Source organism: Pseudomonas sp. NPDC087346 (assembly GCF_044744235.1).
Lineage (GTDB): Bacteria > Pseudomonadota > Gammaproteobacteria > Pseudomonadales > Pseudomonadaceae > Aquipseudomonas.
Map to the genome: position 1 here is coordinate 26,904 of NZ_JBIUXX010000011.1, position 16,011 is coordinate 42,914.

Genomic DNA, 16,011 nt, shown 5'->3' on the forward strand with positions numbered 1-16,011 from the left:
TGACAGGTGGGTGAAGCTGGACGAGACACTCAGGTCACATTCACCTTCCATTGAATGGGCATCTGCAAAAACGACTGCCGGGGCTGCCGACAATGTCTTTACGGGTGCTCATCCGTTGCGCAGCTTAATGGGTGCGACAATGTGTCTGCTTGCGGTGCTGCGACATATTCGGTCATCGGCACGTAAACAGCGACCTGTACTGGGCAACAACACTAGCAGCCACGGGGCGGAACGGGTGTTTTCAGAGCGGTTTTGCAACATTCTGGTACTAGAAATGACCAGCAACACTCTGAGCGTTCACGCCCCTTGTCTGACAGTCGTTCATGCAGAAATTCCCCCGGACTGGCAGAATTGCGCTTTCGGCGTTCACCACGCCTGTCGAATCAGGAATTTCCCATGCAAATGACCACCGCCCTATTGATCGTCAACCCGTGCGACGACGAAGAAGACAACATGGCCATGCTCTGCTGTCACAGCGACAAGGGCGACATGTTCCTGATGAGCCGCTATCCGGACGAAGACGAACTGGAAATTACGCTGGATGGCGAGCCTTCGACCCTTGATGGCGTGAAGGTCACTTTGACCGCGACCCTGCTGAAGATCGAAATTGCTGCCGGCGATGCTGATGCGCTGAATGGCGATGATGTGCTGGAGATCATCCACAGCACGGATAAAGCGGATCTGGCGGAAGTTGAAGAAACCCTGAAGAACATCCTCGACGGGACCGGCACCTTTATCAGCGAGATTTGATGCTGCCTGGACTGGCCTCATCGCTGGCAAGCCAGCTCCCACAGTTACCGAGGTGTTGCAAATGTGGGAGCTGGCTTGCCAGCGATGGGGCCATAACAGTCACCGCACCTCTTGGTATCTACAAAAATCCAACAATTCTTGCAGTCATTTCCCGCACTTTGCGCAAAATGCCGTTAGTCGCCACCCCCCTCGATGGATTAAAGTAACGCCCCCAGCCCCGGCATTATTCGAACGCCCGTGGCCACCCTTTCCAGGAACAGTCACCGATGGAACATCGTGAAGCGCTACTGGCGCTGCGAACCTTTCTTTCAACGCAGATTCTCGGCCAGGAAAAGCTCATCGAGCGTTTGCTCATCGCCCTGCTCGCCGACGGCCATATGTTGGTCGAGGGTGCTCCGGGTCTGGCCAAGACCAAAGCGATCAAAGAACTCGCCGAGGGTATCGAAGCCCAGTTCCATCGCATCCAGTTCACCCCCGACCTGCTGCCGGCGGACATCACCGGCACCGAGATCTATCGCCCGGAAACCGGCAGCTTCGTGTTCCAGCAAGGGCCGATCTTCCACAATCTGGTACTGGCGGACGAAATCAACCGCGCCCCGGCCAAGGTCCAGTCGGCATTGCTCGAAGCGATGGCCGAACGTCAGGTCAGCGTCGGGCGCAGCACTTATGAGCTATCGCCGCTGTTTCTGGTGATGGCCACGCAGAACCCGATTGAACAGGAAGGCACCTATCCGCTGCCGGAAGCTCAACTCGACCGTTTCCTGATGCACGTCAAAATCGGTTTCCCGGACGCCGCCGTCGAGCGCCGTATCCTGCAACAGGCCCGTGGCGAAGCCTTGAACGGTGAAACCAAACCCGAACGCAGGGTCAGCCAGCAGGCAATCTTCGCCGCACGCAAGGAAATCCTCGGTCTGTACATGGCTGACGCCGTGGAGGAATATCTGGTGCAACTGGTCATGGCCACGCGCACCCCGGCCAAGTTCGATCCGGAGATGGCCGAGTGGATCGCCTATGGCGCCAGCCCGCGAGGCTCGATTGCCCTCGACCGTTGCGCCCGGGCTCACGCCTGGCTGGCCGGTCGCGACTTCGTCAGCCCGGAAGATATTCAGGCAGTGCTGTTCGATGTGTTGCGTCACCGCATCATCCTGTCGTTTGAAGCTGAAGCAGCGGGCATCGACCAGGATCGGGTGGTGCAGCGGATTCTCGACGTCGTAGCCGTCGCTTGACCCTGATGAACGCCCCTCTGCCGTCCGAACCGGGTATTCGCGTCAGCCTCGCCGAGCTGATCGAGATGCGTCACCGCGTGCGTGAAGTGCAGTTGTTTTCGACGCCGAGCCAGCGCAGCCCGCTGATCGGTCTGCATCACTCGAAATTCCGTGGGCGCGGCGTCGACTTCGATCAGGTTCGGGTTTATCAGGCCGGCGACGACGTACGCACCATCGACTGGCGCGTTACGGCACGCACGCAAGAACCGCACACCAAAATGTTCCATGAAGAACGCGAACGACCGATTTTCATCATGGTCGAGCAGAGCCAGCGGCTGTTTTTCGGTTCCGGACTGATGTTCAAATCGGTACTCGCCGCACAAGTCGCGGCGCTGATCGGCTGGGCCGCACTGGGCCACAACGACCGTGTCGGCGGACTGGTGTTTGGCGACAACGAGCATTACGAAATCAAGCCACGGCGCAGCAAACAAAGCCTGCTGCAACTGCTTAACCGTCTGGTGAAGGTCAACCAGTCGCTGCACACCGAGCGCGAGCCGGATCGTGATGCCTTTGGTGTGGCCCTGCGCCGTGCCCGCGAGGTATTGCGCCCGGGCAGTCTGGCGATTGTGATCTGTGACGAACGCGCCCTGTCCGACAGCGCCGAGCAACAGTTGGGCCTGCTGTCGCGGCATTGCGACCTGTTGCTGCTGCCACTGTCCGACCCACTGGACCATGCCCTGCCCGCCGCCGGACTGCTGCGGTTTGCCGAGCGCGGCGCGCAACTGGAACTCGACACGCTGAATTTTGAACTGCGCCAGACTTACCGCGCCCAGGCTGAAGCACGCATCGCCCGCTGGGAATTGCTCGCGCAAAAACTGCGTGTGCTGTTGATGCCACTGAGCACGCAAAGTGAAATGGTCGAGCAGATGCGCGAATTCCTCAATCCGCAACGCCCGGGGAAAGGTCGATGAACGGCCTCGAGCAACTGCAACCATTGATTTCCCCGCCACCGATAGCCTTCTGGCCACCGGCGCCGGGCTGGTGGCTGTTGGCTTTGTTGTTGCCGCTGCTCGGTTTTGCGGTATGGCGTTTGCGCCGCTTTATTCCCGTCAAGAAACGCTCAATCGTGCGCGCCGAACAGCCGCTCGATCCGGTGCGCATCGCCGCCCTCCTCGAACTGGCGCAGATGCCCAAACCGTACGATGGCGCGCCTGCCGGTGCGTGGTTGCAACAACTCAACGGCCTGCTCAAGCGCCTCTGTCGCAATCACTATCCCTACAGCCAGAGCCACACACTTAATGGCCGCAAATGGCTGGCGTTCCTCGACAATCGTTGCCCGGCAGCGGGCCTGACGCGCTGGATGGTGCTGGTGGAAGGTGCGTACAAACCCGAGTGCAAACTCGATGACAAGGCCATTGCTGGTCTGACTCAAGCCGTCGACACCTGGATTCGCAAACATGTTTGAGTTCGCCTGGCCGTGGATCTTCGTGCTGCTGCCGCTGCCGTGGCTGATGCGCATCGTGCTGCCGGTGGCCGACAGCGGCGAGCCGGCGTTGAAGGTGAGTTTCCTCTCTGACCTCGAAGGTCTGGCCCGCCGTCGTGCGCGGGCCAATCTGCCAGCCTGGCGCCAGCAAACGCCGTTCATCCTGTTGTGGCTGTTGTTGCTGATCGCCTCGGCACGCCCGGAGTGGCTTGGCGAACCATTACCGATTGCCGCCAGCGGTCGCGACTTGCTGGTGGCGGTGGACGTGTCTGGCTCGATGGATTTCCCCGACATGCAGTGGCAAGACGAAGACGTCAGCCGCTTGTCGCTGGTTCAGCATTTGCTCGGCGACTTTCTCGAAAGCCGCGAGGGTGATCGGGTCGGGCTGATCCTGTTCGGCAGTCAGGCCTACCTGCAAGCACCGCTGACCTTCGACCGCCACACGGTACGGGTCTGGCTCGACGAGGCGCGCATCGGCATTGCTGGTAAGAACACCGCCATCGGCGACGCAATCGGCCTCGCCCTGAAACGCCTGCGCCTGCGGCCCGCGCAAAGCCGCGTGCTGATTCTGGTGACTGACGGCGCCAATAACGGTGGTGAAATCGACCCGCTGACTGCGGCAAAACTGGCAGCCAGTGAAGGCGTGAAAATCTACCCGATCGGCATCGGCGCCGATCCTGAAGCAAGCGGCAGCACCGGCCTGCTCGGGACCAATCCGAGTTTGGATCTCGACGAGCCGGCGCTCAAGGCGATTGCCGACGCCACTGGTGGCCGGTATTTCCGCGCTCGTGACGGTAAAGAGCTGCAAGCGATCAAGGACACCCTTGACCTGCTGGAACCCGTGGCTCAGCAACCGACGCAGGCCCGCCCGGCGCAAGCGTTGTATCAGTGGCCGCTGGCACTGGCGTTGCTGCTGAGCCTGTTGCTGGTCGTGCGCGAATTGTGGCCGGACAACCCGCTGCAACGCCTGTTTACCAAGGAGCTGTATCTGCAAAGTCCGTTGCCTGACTGGCGTGAGCGTCTCAAGCGCCTGCGTCTGCGGAGGCGCCGATGATTGCGCTCTGGCCGCACTGGTTCCGCCCTTGGTGGCTATTGCTGTTGCCGCTGCTGGGCTGGCTGCTGTGGAAACTCTGGCACCGGCAAAAACGCGCCGGACGCTGGCAGATGATTCTGCCGCCAGCCTTCCACGCCACCCTGCTCAGCGGCGGCAACGGACGCGACAGTAAACTGCCGTGGATCGTCCTCGGCGGTGCGTGGCTGTTGGCGATGCTGGCGTTGCTCGGGCCGAGCTGGGAACGCGTCGAACAAACCAGCCAGAAACCCGCCGACCCGTTGGTGGTGGTGCTGGAGCTGACTCCGGAAATGCTCGCCACCGACTCGCCGCCAACCCGGCTGGAACAGGCGCGGCGCAAGCTGTTCGACCTGTTGCAGGCGCGCAGTGATTCGCAGACTGGCATCGTCGTTTACGCAGGCAGCGCGCATACCTTGGTGCCGTTGTCGGATGACCTGGCGACCAGTCGTAATCTGCTCGATGCGCTCAAGCCATCGCTGATGCCCGAAAGCGGCCATCGCGCCGACCTTGCCGTGAGCAAAGCGCTGGCACTGCTGAAACAGGGCGCACTCGGGCAGGGACGGATTCTGTTGATCGGTTCATCGCTATCGGAAGAAGAACGCCAAGGCATACGCCGTGCGCTGAGCGGACAATCCGCGCAGTTGCTGATGCTCGGTGTCGGCACGGCTGAAGGCGCGCCGATTGCGCAGGAGGACGGCAGTTTCCTCAAGGATGACCAAGGCGCGATCCGCGTGCCGCAACTCGACAGCCCGGGCCTCGGCGCCTTCCTCAATAGTGTGGGCGGCGAATACCACAACGCGCGGCTCGACGAAGCTGATTTGCGCGCCCTCGGTTTGCTCGACGGCCCGCGCAGCTTGCGCAACGACGGGCAGATCCTGCGTCTCGATACTTGGGCGGATCAGGGCTATTGGCTGCTGTTGCCGCTGTTGCTGCTGGCGGCTTGCGCGGGACGTCGGGGCTGGTTGTTCTGCCTGCCATTGCTGCTGTGCCTGCCGCAACCGAGCTACGCTTTTGACTTTCAGGATCTGTGGCTGCGTCCCGATCAACAAGGGCTGCACCTGCTCAAGCAGAAACGTCCGGCCGAAGCGGCGGAACATTTCGAAGACCATCAATGGCAAGGGGTGGCGTTGTACGAGGCCGGCGACTACAGTGGCGCCGCCCAGCGCTTTGCCGAAGGCAGCGATGCCCGCGCCCACTACAATCGTGGCAACGCCCTGGCGAAAAGCGGCGAGCTGGAAGCGGCCATCGATGCCTACGAACAGGCGCTGGAGCTGCAACCGGATTTGCGCCCGGCACTGACCAACAAGGCGCTGGTGGAAAGTCTGCTCAAGCAGAAAAACACCCCGCCACCCGCTGAGCCGGAGCGACAACCGGAGCAACAAAGCATACCGGGCGATGAACCACCGCCAGCGACCGCGCCACCAACGGCGGTCAAAAGTGAAAACCACAGCGAAGCGCAAACTGCCGAGCCGGCCAGCGAACCGCCGACCGCCACCCCGCCGCCGCTGCCAGGCCCGAACGAAGTGCCGAACAACGAGCCGGACGAAGAACAAAGCACTACGCCGACGCTGCATCCCGACGAAGATAATCTTCAGGGCGAACAACGTCAGGCACTGGAACAATGGCTGGGCAAGATCCCGGACAACCCGGGCGAACTGCTGCGACGCAAATTCTGGTACGAACAGCAACAACATCAGGATCAGGAAAAAACTCGATGACCCGTTTCACCGCTCTCTTGCTGCCCCTGCTGATCTGCACGGCCACCGCCAACGCGGCCGAGTTGACTGCCAGCGTGGATCGCAGTCGCCTGAACTCCGGCGAGACGGTCGAACTCACCCTCGAATCCAATGACGTCACGCAGTTCGGCAAACCTGACCTGACACCGCTGGAGCCGCTGTTCGAAGTGCGCGGCACGCGGCAGGTCAACCAGTTGAATACGCTCAATGCCGATAGCCACGCGACCACGCGCTGGATCATTACCCTGCTGCCCCGGCAGAACGGCAGCGTGGTTATTCCGCCGCTGCAAATGGGCGACGTACAGAGCCAGCCGATCACCGTGCAAGTGGTCGAAAGCGATACCCGCGAAGACAAAAACAGCCTCGATCCGGTGTTTATCCAGGCCAGCCTCGACCAGCCCAGCGTCTACGTGCAGGCGCAGGCGATTCTGACCCTGCGCATTTACCATTCGGTCTCGCTGTATGACGACAGCAGTCTGACCCCGCTGGAAGTCACCGATGCCCGCGTCGAACAACTGGGCGACACCCGTACCTACGAAAAAGACATCAACGGCATGCGCCACGGCGTGATCGAGATGCGCTATGCGATCTATCCGCAACACAGCGGTTCGCTGACTATCGCGCCGCAGACCTTCAGCGCCACACTGGTCGACACTCAATCGACACAGGATGCCAACGCGCAGGGACCGAAAACCGGCAAGCTGCTGCGCATCAACTCCACGCCGATGGAGCTGACGGTCAAACCGAAACCGCTGACTTACCCCGCCGATGCGCCTTGGCTGCCGGCACGCAGCCTGACGCTGAGCGAGAGCTGGAATCCGGAGCCGAATCACACTCAGGTCGGTGATTCACTGACTCGTATTCTGACGCTGAAAGTCGAAGGCCTCGCCAGCTCGCAACTGCCGGCACTGCCCGGCACCGAGGCCAACGGCCTGCGCCGCTACCCGGATCAACCAGTGCTGAGCAACCAGAGCAGCGACCGTGGCCTGATCGGCACCCGCGAAGAACGCGAAGCACTGGTGCCAAGCCGCAGCGGCTCAATCGAGTTGCCGACGGTGGACGTGATCTGGTGGAACACCTTCGAGGATCACCTGGAACACAGCAGCCTGCCCGCGCGCACCCTGCAAGTGGTGAACAACCCGAGCCTGCAAGTCGATACCCCGGCCGGCAACTCGCCAGTCATGAGCACGGCAGACAGCGAAGCACTATGGTGGTGGAAACTCAGCACACTGATTCTGGCCTGCACCACCCTGCTCGGCTTCGGCTTGTGGTGGCGTGCGCGCTGGCAACCGGCGATCCTGCGCGCCGCACAAACCGGCCCGAGCCCGCGCACGCTGCTGGATGACATCAAACGCGCAAGCCAGGCCAACGACCCGCAAGCCACCCGCCAGGCACTCGATGCCTGGGCACGCCAGCAGCCGGAAACCCTGGCCGACATGGCCGCGCGTTTTGTACCGCTGTCCGACGCCCTCGACGGCTTGAACGGCGCGCTCTATAGCGAAACCGGCCAGCATTGGCAGGGTGAGGATTTGTGGCGCGCAATCCGCACAATTCCGATGGCCGAACGGGTCCAGGACCCGACAACCGACAGCAGCCTGCCCCCCCTCTACCCCAAATAAACCCCCTTCCTGTAGGAGCTCACGAGTGAAACGAGGCAGCGATCTTTTGATCTTGGGTCTTTAAAACCAAAGTCAAAAGATCGCTGCCTCGTTTCACTCGTGAGCTCCTACCTGATTCAACGCAGTTAAGTAATGTCTGTAGGACTTATAGCCTGACAGCGCGCTTTTCTGCCTAATCAGAAAAGCCCTACATCAAACTTCGATTTGTCTGACTTCACTGATTGGGTCGCTCCACACAAAGTCCTGTGCCTTAAACAGACACAGGGAAAAGTGGATGCTTACTGCTGGCAAACCCGTCGTTTTCAGACTCGATATCGAAGGTTTTACCCATGACTTTCAGGTACATGAGTTCCGAGCCAAGGAAGCGCTCAACCAAACCTACAAGGTCGAACTCGAACTGGTCAGCGAGCGTCGCGACCTTGATCTCGAATCGCTGCTGCACCGTCCGGCCTTTCTCTCTTTCAGCGCCAATGGCGCCGGTCTGCATGGGCAGATTTATCGAATCGGACAAGGTGACTCCGGCACGCGTCTGACGCGTTACCAGATCGTGCTGGTGCCGTATCTGGCCTATCTCGCCCACCGCCATAACCAGCGAATCTTTCAGCAGCAGAGCGTGCCGCAGATCATCGCCAAGGTGTTGCTCGACCACGGCATGCAGGCGGATGTCTGGCGTTTCCAGCTGAGCGCGGAATATCCGCCACGTCCGTACTGCGTGCAATTCAACGAGACGGATCTGCACTTCATCCAGCGCTTGTGCGAGGAAGAAGGTCTGCACTTTCACTTCCAGCACAGCAGCGCTGGACATCTGTTGGTGTTTGGCGACGACCAGACCGTTTTCCCCAGACCCGGTGCCCCGACCGCCTATGTACAAGACAGCGGCATGGTGGCCGACACCTCGGTAATCGATCGCTTCAACGTACGCCTGGAAACCCGTACCAGCCACGTCAGTCGCCGCGACTATCACTTCGAACGGCCCACCGTGCAACTGGATGCCGAGGCCCGGGACACGCGGCTTCCCGCACTTGAGGATTACGCCTTTCCGGGGCAGTTCATCCATCGTGAACGCGGCACTCATCTGAGCCAGCGCGCCCTTGAGCGCCATCGCGCCGATTACCGCCAGGGACAAGGTCGCAGCAATCAAAGCCTGCTGCGCAGTGGCAGTTTCCTCGACCTGTGCGAGCACCCGCGCGCTGACTTTAACGGTTTATGGCTGCTGACCAGCGTCGATCACACGGGCAAACAACCACAAGTGCTGGAGGAATCGGCGACCGACGCTGGCAGCGAAGATGGATTCAAACAGGGCTACCGCAACGACTTTGTTGCCACGCCTTGGGAGGTGATTTACCGACCCGCGCTGGAGCACCCGAAACCACGGGTGAACGGCAACCAGCACGCGGTGGTGACCGGGCCGTCCGGCGAGGAGATCTACTGCGACGCCTACGGCCGCGTGAAAGTGCAGTTGCTGTGGGATCGCGAAGGTCAGCTCAATGAGCAATCCAGTTGCTGGCTGCGTGTCGCCACAGGCTGGGCCCATGACCAATACGGCAGCGTGCAGATTCCCCGCGTCGGCATGGAAGTGCTGGTCGGATTCACTGAAGGTGATCCCGACAAACCGTTTATCCAGAGTTGCCTGCCCAATGCCGTGACGCCGGTGCCACTCGACTTGCCCGCCGAACAGACGCGCAGCATCTGGCGCAGTCAGAGCAGCCCCGGAGGTGGCGGTTACAACGAGCTACGGATCGAGGACAGAAAAGGCGCCGAAGAAATCGCCATCCGTGCTCAGCGTGACTTTGTTCAACTGGTGCTCAATGACCAACGGGTTCAGGTCGACAATCAGCGCTCGGTGGTGGTCGGCGGCATTTGCAGCCATGACCTGCGCAGCGACGAACACCATCTGACCCACGGCAATCGCCTGACCGAACTCAAGCAGGACGATCACCTGTGGGTGCAAGGCGACCGGCACATTCGCGTCACCAGTCAGCGGCTCAGTGCGAGCCAGCAAATCCACTTCGGCGCTGGCCAACAAGTGGTCATCGATGGCGGTGCCCACGTGACGATCAAGGCCGGTGGCCATTGGTTGACGCTGGGGCCGGAGGGCATTTGCAGCAGCGTGCCGATCGTTCAGGGCGGCGCACCTGCGGTCGTGCTGTCAGCTGCACCATTGATGCCGGGAGCGTTGCCGATATTGAGCGCAGCGGTCGATCCGCCCCAGCAGCGCCGAACAATGGTCGCGGCGCGCAATTCACGTTGCCTGATGTGCGAGGCAGCCCAGGCATGAATCTTTCGACCTCACTGCCCACTGACCTGCCGTGGAATGAGCAACAGGCTTTTGTATTGCTCGACGGCGCAACCCAAATCAATTTGCCGGAGCGCTTGCAACAGCACTGTCCCGGCTTCAGCAGCATCGCATTGTTCGACTGCCCGCCCTTCACCGAGCTGCGGGATATCTCGCCACTGCTGGTGACAATCGAACACCCTGAGTCGGCGGTTTTTCAGTTCTACATGGCGCATGCCCATGAAGAATGGGGTGTGTTGCTGTTCAGCTCGGAGCACGCGCATGGCGTCGCTCAACACTTGCGAAAACTGCTGACAGTGGAAATGCCGGAAGGTCTGCCGGTGATGCTGCGACTGGCCGACGCCGCCGTTGCGCGGGCGCTGTTTGGCAGCGGTGATCAGCGATTGTTTGGCCCGCTTTGCTCAGTAGTCACCCCCGATTGCGTTGGCGCGAGCTGGCATCGTCAGCAGTCTCGGCAATCCGAGTGCCCTGACCTGCCAATCCCCTATCGCCTGACGCCGGAACAGAACTCGGCACTGGATCGAGTTGATCAACGCCGTGCGCTGCTCGATCTCGATGTCCATTTACTCAGCTACTTCCCGCAACAGCAACGCGGCGCAACCCTGGCCTTGCGCTGGCCAGCGCTTGAGCAGCTATTTGCGCAGGCGCAAGCCCTGGGCTTGAGCAGCCAATCCGAGTTGCTCTATTACGCCAATGTTCTGGCCTCGCTGGACGGTTCCCCGCTCGACCAGCACCCGCACATCCATCGATTACTGCATTCGCCATCGCTGCAATCACCCGGCGAGCGCGTTGCGCTGGCCGCTACCCTTGCCCACGACTGGGCCAGCCAACGGGGCCGCCCATGAACTCGCCTGCCAACCTTGCCGCCGCTGCGGCCCCGAAAACCGCCATCGGCTCACCCGGCGCCTGCCCCTTGCGTCAACCCCATGTGCAACTGCTGCCCTTGCGTTACGGGCTGGTGGAAAACCCCCTCGACCCAAGCGCCTCGCTGCAACTGCCCTACTCCCTGAAAACGCGACCGCTCGGCATTCGCATGCTGCGCGATGGCTGGCTGTATGTGATCGACAGCGTCACCGGTCATTTGCATGAATACCGGATTCGCAATGGTTTGGTCAGCGCCTTGTTGCACAAGGGCGCCAAGGTAGCCAGCGATCAGCGCACGCCCATCGAAGAGTCTCCGGCGCTGGTGTTTTCCCGGCGCAGTCAGTTGCACGTGTGCTTCGCCGAGGTTCAATGGACCGCCGCCAAATGCGCGCAAGTGACCGACAGCCGCGAAGAGCGCGAACACTTCATGCAGGCCGTCGACCTTGGCCCGGTGAATTGCGAAACCGGTGGCGAACACCTGCTGACGGTGGAACAGGCCGGGCAGTGGCTGGCGGAGATCGCGACGGTGCCGGCCCAGCAGACACAACTGGAGAAAGACCGCGCCAACTTCGCGCAGGACTCGCCACCAGACGCCGTTCTGATGCCCACGGTGCACGTCAGCAACGCCCCCGAGCACGAACGCGAACCGTATCTGTGGGAGCAGCCCCGGCGCTTTCGCGATGCGCATATTGGCGAGTTTCTCGGTTCAGTACGCCCGGCCTATCAGAACGACACGTTGTTCCTCGTGGTGCAGGACGACCTCGGCGTACTGCGTGATCTGGCTGACTATCAAGACACGGTGGTCGGCTGGATTGATCACTGGAGCAATACCGGGCACAACGAACGGGATTATTTGCTGGCCTGCTATATCGAATCCTTGAGTCAGCTCAGTCCGGCTGACGTCGGCAACCTCGACAAGGTCAGCGACGACCCGGCAGTCAAAGCCCTGCTTGGCGATCTGCAACAGTTGCCTGAACCGACCCGGGAACACACGCGCAAAGCCTTGCTCGACTACCTGAACAAGGGCGGCAAGGTCGAGCTGGACGAGGTGCCCGTCCCGCCTGCGCTGGTGCAATTACGCAACGAAGCCCAAGCCGAAGCACGGAAGATGCTCAGGTATCAGGGTGGCGCTCCAGACATCATGGCCCATAGCCGCGCCATAGAAGACGCGGATCGCAGTTACTACACCCGCGAGCACTTTTCGATGGCTCCCGATGACTTCGTCGAGCGCCACTTGAAGACGCTGGTCAAGCTCGGCAAGGAGCAAAACAAGCGCATCGAGGACGTGATCGAGGGCTCCAGTTTCACCGGGAAACGCGGAATCAACGACTTCATTGATCGACCCGCCATGGACGACATGCTGTTCCAGCATCGCGCCGATATCGGACGCTGGAATCGCTTGCTCGATCGCATCACTGAAGACCGTACAGATTTGGTCTGCGCCGGGCGTTTCCATCGCTCGGCCTGGTACTACGATGCGCACAAACCGCAGCAATTGGCCGAGGTTTTCGCCGCCGAATACGCCTGCATCAAAGACATCTGCCGCAGCGATCACGCCAGTGAAAAGATGCTGGCTTTTCTAGAAGAACACCCGGAGCTGACACGCCCTGCGTTTTACACTTTGCCGCTGCGGGTCAGGCCTGAGCTGCTGGCGCAATACAGCCTGTTGTCCAATGCGGGAACCAGCCTGTACAGCAAACTGCCGCACTGGCTGGAAACCCTGCGAAAAGCCGAACAACCGCACCTGCCAGCCCTCGACTCATTTCCCGAACACACCAGCGCCCTCGCCGACGCGGTGCAGCACAGCTACAGCCCGGCGCTGAATCTGGGCCTGAGCCGCGCACTGGCAGGTTTCGATCTGGAGGGAGGAAAAGTCCCCGACCTCGACGAACTGTTTCGCCATCTGCCCAAAGCACTGCCGGCACGGATTCTCGATGCGGCGCGAAGCACGGGCGTGACCTTCACCGTCGCCACCCCGGCGGAACACGCGGCGCTGCAAACCGACATCAAGGACGTGCTCAGGGAACGGGCGGAGCTCAAAAGCCTGACCAAGGAACGCAATCGGCTGACCCACAACAAAAACCTCGCGGGACACAAGACACCACAAGCGATGGAGTTGCAGACCGAGATCGTGCGGGTTCGGGCGCAATTGACACAGCTCGAAGGTCGACTGGCGGGAGCGATGAGCCCGATTGCAGAACTGCCGGATGCCTCGGTGCGCACCTACGGTGCAACGCCGTCCCGCGCGGGAGTGACGGTGGTGTTTGCCCCGGCGCAGCAGCAGGAAGTGCGGAGTTTGCTGAAGAATATTCGGTTGGGGGTACAGAGTGTGCCGAGGGCGGATTTGATTAAGAGTGAGGGGATTGGGTTGTTGGTGTTTTTGGCGCAGGCGGTGAATTTGGTGGTGGTTTATCGGGAGATGTTGAAGCAAACCGGGAACGAACGAGTTTGGAAGCCATTTGCTAACGCAGTAGCAACCACAGGTGCCGCAGGATTTTCCGCTGCACAGAATCTGGCAGACACTGCGCTGAAGGCACGTAGCAATAGGTTGATCGCAGCAGGGCAATATCACGCTTTGGAGAGCGTACGTGTGCAGATGGGGAAGATTCATATGGGGTTGGGTTTCGCTACGTACTTGTTCGGTTTTGTATCTTCATTGGCCAGCCTAAATGCGCAGCAGCAGAACTGGCAGAACGCGACGCGCAGCGGTAACCGAGCAGCTCAGAACAGTGCAGCTCTTGCCACAGTCGGAGCCGGCGGCATGGCTGCTGTTAACGTTTACGGCCTTAGTCATACCGTACTCGCCTCCTATCAAGTAGCGACTGCCGGAAGTTCTGCTGCCCGAACAGCTGCTTGGGCCGCAGCTGGCACACGCCTCTCGACAGTCTTCTTTCGGGTCAACCTTGCCGGTGCATTGTTCACCGTCCTGGAACTGGGTGGCACCTGGCTGCACAACCGTTACAACATCAGCGCTCACGACAAATGGCTAAAAACCACACCTTGGAGTCTGGACAGCGATGAGCGCGGTAACTACACCCTGGACGAATACCAGCGTTACCTCGGCGAATTAATCCATGCGCCTTTCGCAATACTGGGTTTGAACGAGCATGACACTTTGCTCAAGAAGCTGTTTTTGCGGGCGAAACCCAGTGATATTCATCTAGAGTTGCCGGGGGTGAATCTGAGCGACTTCCAGCCGCCCCTCAGCGGCAAACCATCTCTGCGTCTGGGCATCGGTGCCCATCGGCTGTTCCGCCCACTCGAAAGCCGTGGCACCGCGCGTGAACGCAAGGATGTAATCAGCAATGAGGTGTCTGACAGCTTGCAGATCGTGCAAGCAAACCCATTGATTCTATGCCTGCAATACCCGCTGAATCGTGAGGCTCCGACGTCGCCCGTGGTCGAGACACTGGAGCTGGGAGTCTGCGTGCAACGGTTGAACGCCAAAGGTGAGTGGATCTCTCGCACCCACATCATTCACTTGAATCCCCGAGGTGAGGGCCGTTTCCCTTCGCTGCCGCCCAAGTCAGTCACCGAGCATCCGCCCCTGTTGCTGGTTGAAACCCATTTACTGGAGCTGGTCGACCATGTCCAAAAACCTTGATGACACCGTCCAAACACCACGCTTTGAACAATCCCGTAAAGCCGGAGATATCGAGCATTTTCCGGGCGGGAAGATCACCTATCTAGCGCCATTGCCACTTCCGACACCGATGCCGCCTCACGGCCCTCATATTGGTGAATTGAATGACGTGTACATGGACTTCGGGCTGGGATCGCCTCAGGTGTTCTCATGGCAACTCACTTTAGGCGGACCATTCACCGGTGCCTTCATGATCGCCTTTATATTCCCGCTCGTTGGCGGTTTTCTTGGACTCGTACTGGGATATGGCTGGGAGGAAGCCTGGAGTTCTGTAGAAGGGATCTTCCTGGTTTCATATGACATGGCGTTAACAACCGGTTTTTGCACTCTATTCATCTGCCTCTGCGTCTGGCTCCATGTCTACAACAAACGCGCCGAAATCATCCCCACCCGCTTCAACCGCCAGCGCCGCGAAGTCAGTTTCATGCCCGAAGACGCCACCGAACCGGTCTTCGTCCCTTGGGAATCGCTTTCAGCCTGGGTCATCGAAGCCCAAAGCGCGACCCAGCATGGCATCCGTCGCCAATACGGCATGGGCATCGGTTTCCAGCACGGCGAAACCCTCACCAGCGTCGAATTCCCATGCGCCGGCCTGCCCATCGCGATCAGCCATTGGGAAGCCATTCGCGGTTACATGGAATATGAAGTCAACGACCTCAAATCCATCCAGTACCAGCAAGACCTGCAAGGCCCCGACGACCCGCCCCACGAAGGCCTGCACACCTTCCACAACGCCCGCGCGCGCATGCATCAGCAAATTCGCGATGGCGAGCGAGGCCGGGTGTCGGGATTTTTCTGGTACCTGTACCACGTCATGACTTTCTGGACCGTGCCCAACCACTTGGTCGAATGGGAAATCCGCCGCATCAACGCCAGAGGCCAACACATACTGCCCGAGGTGATGCGCCGATGGTCAGAGCCGCTGCCAAAGGATCAATGGGCTAAACCGAGCGAAGAACTGCTGCGCATGAGCGGAAAGGTCAGAGCACTGCATAAGCGTCAACCTCGCCGCCCGATTACCGATATTTTTGCCGAAGTTCAACGATAAGCCGGCCCCGGCTCAGGCAAAGAAAAACTCAATATCGTCTCCAGGATTTGTTGCCCTGCATTTGGGACATATCTCATATAAGTAAACCGCTCTGAATTCCAAGATTGCCGCATCTGATGCCAAGAGCTGTGAGTTTTCAGAAAAACTCACAAGTGATCGCTGATACGTATCGATGCTGCCAGCCAGACATCCGCGCCGTTCCTGCCGACTCGATGTTCCGGACATCTTTCAACTGATAAGCCGAAGGAGACTCCGCTCTCATCACAACAACAAAAGACCTGAACTGACTGAAATG

11 protein-coding genes are annotated in these 16,011 nt (G+C 60.1%); all 11 read left to right on the top strand.

The annotated features are described in order from the left end of the window. Positions 1-396 precede the first annotated feature (396 nt). The 11 genes from ACIOZM_RS09460 to ACIOZM_RS09510 all read left to right on the top strand — a co-directional run bounded on the left by ACIOZM_RS09460 (position 397) and on the right by ACIOZM_RS09510 (position 15,716). On the top strand, positions 397-750 hold the full coding sequence (locus ACIOZM_RS09460; protein ID WP_401212493.1) for a hypothetical protein: 354 nt from the start codon (positions 397-399) through the stop codon (positions 748-750). Between the two features lie 266 nt (positions 751-1,016). After that, a complete protein-coding gene (locus ACIOZM_RS09465) occupies positions 1,017-1,976 on the top strand; it encodes a MoxR family ATPase (protein ID WP_003218556.1) in 960 nt (319 codons plus the stop codon). A 5-nt stretch (positions 1,977-1,981) separates the two neighbouring features. Further along, positions 1,982-2,926, top strand: a complete 945-nt coding sequence (locus ACIOZM_RS09470; RefSeq protein WP_401212495.1) for a DUF58 domain-containing protein — start codon at positions 1,982-1,984, stop codon at positions 2,924-2,926. Then, complete coding sequence (locus ACIOZM_RS09475; protein WP_401212497.1) at positions 2,923-3,420, top strand: DUF4381 domain-containing protein; 498 nt, start codon at positions 2,923-2,925, stop codon at positions 3,418-3,420. Before ACIOZM_RS09470 ends, ACIOZM_RS09475 begins: the two co-directional genes overlap by 4 nt. Next, the gene (locus tag ACIOZM_RS09480) at positions 3,413-4,492 is read left to right on the top strand and encodes a vWA domain-containing protein (protein WP_401212499.1); all 1,080 of its coding nucleotides are present in this window, start codon (positions 3,413-3,415) and stop codon (positions 4,490-4,492) included. The genes ACIOZM_RS09475 and ACIOZM_RS09480 overlap by 8 nt, the downstream gene beginning before the upstream one ends. Further along, positions 4,489-6,228: a tetratricopeptide repeat protein gene (locus ACIOZM_RS09485; protein ID WP_401212502.1), complete on the top strand. Its 1,740-nt coding sequence runs from the start codon at positions 4,489-4,491 to the stop codon at positions 6,226-6,228. The genes ACIOZM_RS09480 and ACIOZM_RS09485 overlap by 4 nt, the downstream gene beginning before the upstream one ends. Next, a complete protein-coding gene (locus ACIOZM_RS09490; RefSeq protein WP_401212504.1) occupies positions 6,225-7,865 on the top strand; it encodes a BatD family protein in 1,641 nt (546 codons plus the stop codon). Before ACIOZM_RS09485 ends, ACIOZM_RS09490 begins: the two co-directional genes overlap by 4 nt. 274 nt (positions 7,866-8,139) lie before the next feature. Further along, on the top strand, positions 8,140-10,143 hold the full coding sequence (locus tag ACIOZM_RS09495; protein WP_401212507.1) for a type VI secretion system tip protein VgrG: 2,004 nt from the start codon (positions 8,140-8,142) through the stop codon (positions 10,141-10,143). Further along, positions 10,140-11,006: a DUF4123 domain-containing protein gene (locus tag ACIOZM_RS09500; protein WP_401212510.1), complete on the top strand. Its 867-nt coding sequence runs from the start codon at positions 10,140-10,142 to the stop codon at positions 11,004-11,006. The genes ACIOZM_RS09495 and ACIOZM_RS09500 overlap by 4 nt, the downstream gene beginning before the upstream one ends. Beyond that, complete coding sequence (locus tag ACIOZM_RS09505; protein ID WP_401212513.1) at positions 11,003-14,629, top strand: toxin VasX; 3,627 nt, start codon at positions 11,003-11,005, stop codon at positions 14,627-14,629. The genes ACIOZM_RS09500 and ACIOZM_RS09505 overlap by 4 nt, the downstream gene beginning before the upstream one ends. After that, positions 14,613-15,716, top strand: a complete 1,104-nt coding sequence (locus ACIOZM_RS09510; RefSeq protein WP_401212516.1) for a hypothetical protein — start codon at positions 14,613-14,615, stop codon at positions 15,714-15,716. Before ACIOZM_RS09505 ends, ACIOZM_RS09510 begins: the two co-directional genes overlap by 17 nt. Positions 15,717-16,011: the final 295 nt, after the last annotated feature.

Coding starts and splice junctions, on each gene's coding strand:
- ACIOZM_RS09460 (WP_401212493.1), top strand. CDS start 397: ATGCAAATGACCACCGCCCTATTGATCGTCAACCCGTGCGACGACGAA.
- ACIOZM_RS09465 (WP_003218556.1), top strand. CDS start 1,017: ATGGAACATCGTGAAGCGCTACTGGCGCTGCGAACCTTTCTTTCAACG.
- ACIOZM_RS09470 (WP_401212495.1), top strand. CDS start 1,982: ATGAACGCCCCTCTGCCGTCCGAACCGGGTATTCGCGTCAGCCTCGCC.
- ACIOZM_RS09475 (WP_401212497.1), top strand. CDS start 2,923: ATGAACGGCCTCGAGCAACTGCAACCATTGATTTCCCCGCCACCGATA.
- ACIOZM_RS09480 (WP_401212499.1), top strand. CDS start 3,413: ATGTTTGAGTTCGCCTGGCCGTGGATCTTCGTGCTGCTGCCGCTGCCG.
- ACIOZM_RS09485 (WP_401212502.1), top strand. CDS start 4,489: ATGATTGCGCTCTGGCCGCACTGGTTCCGCCCTTGGTGGCTATTGCTG.
- ACIOZM_RS09490 (WP_401212504.1), top strand. CDS start 6,225: ATGACCCGTTTCACCGCTCTCTTGCTGCCCCTGCTGATCTGCACGGCC.
- ACIOZM_RS09495 (WP_401212507.1), top strand. CDS start 8,140: ATGCTTACTGCTGGCAAACCCGTCGTTTTCAGACTCGATATCGAAGGT.
- ACIOZM_RS09500 (WP_401212510.1), top strand. CDS start 10,140: ATGAATCTTTCGACCTCACTGCCCACTGACCTGCCGTGGAATGAGCAA.
- ACIOZM_RS09505 (WP_401212513.1), top strand. CDS start 11,003: ATGAACTCGCCTGCCAACCTTGCCGCCGCTGCGGCCCCGAAAACCGCC.
- ACIOZM_RS09510 (WP_401212516.1), top strand. CDS start 14,613: ATGTCCAAAAACCTTGATGACACCGTCCAAACACCACGCTTTGAACAA.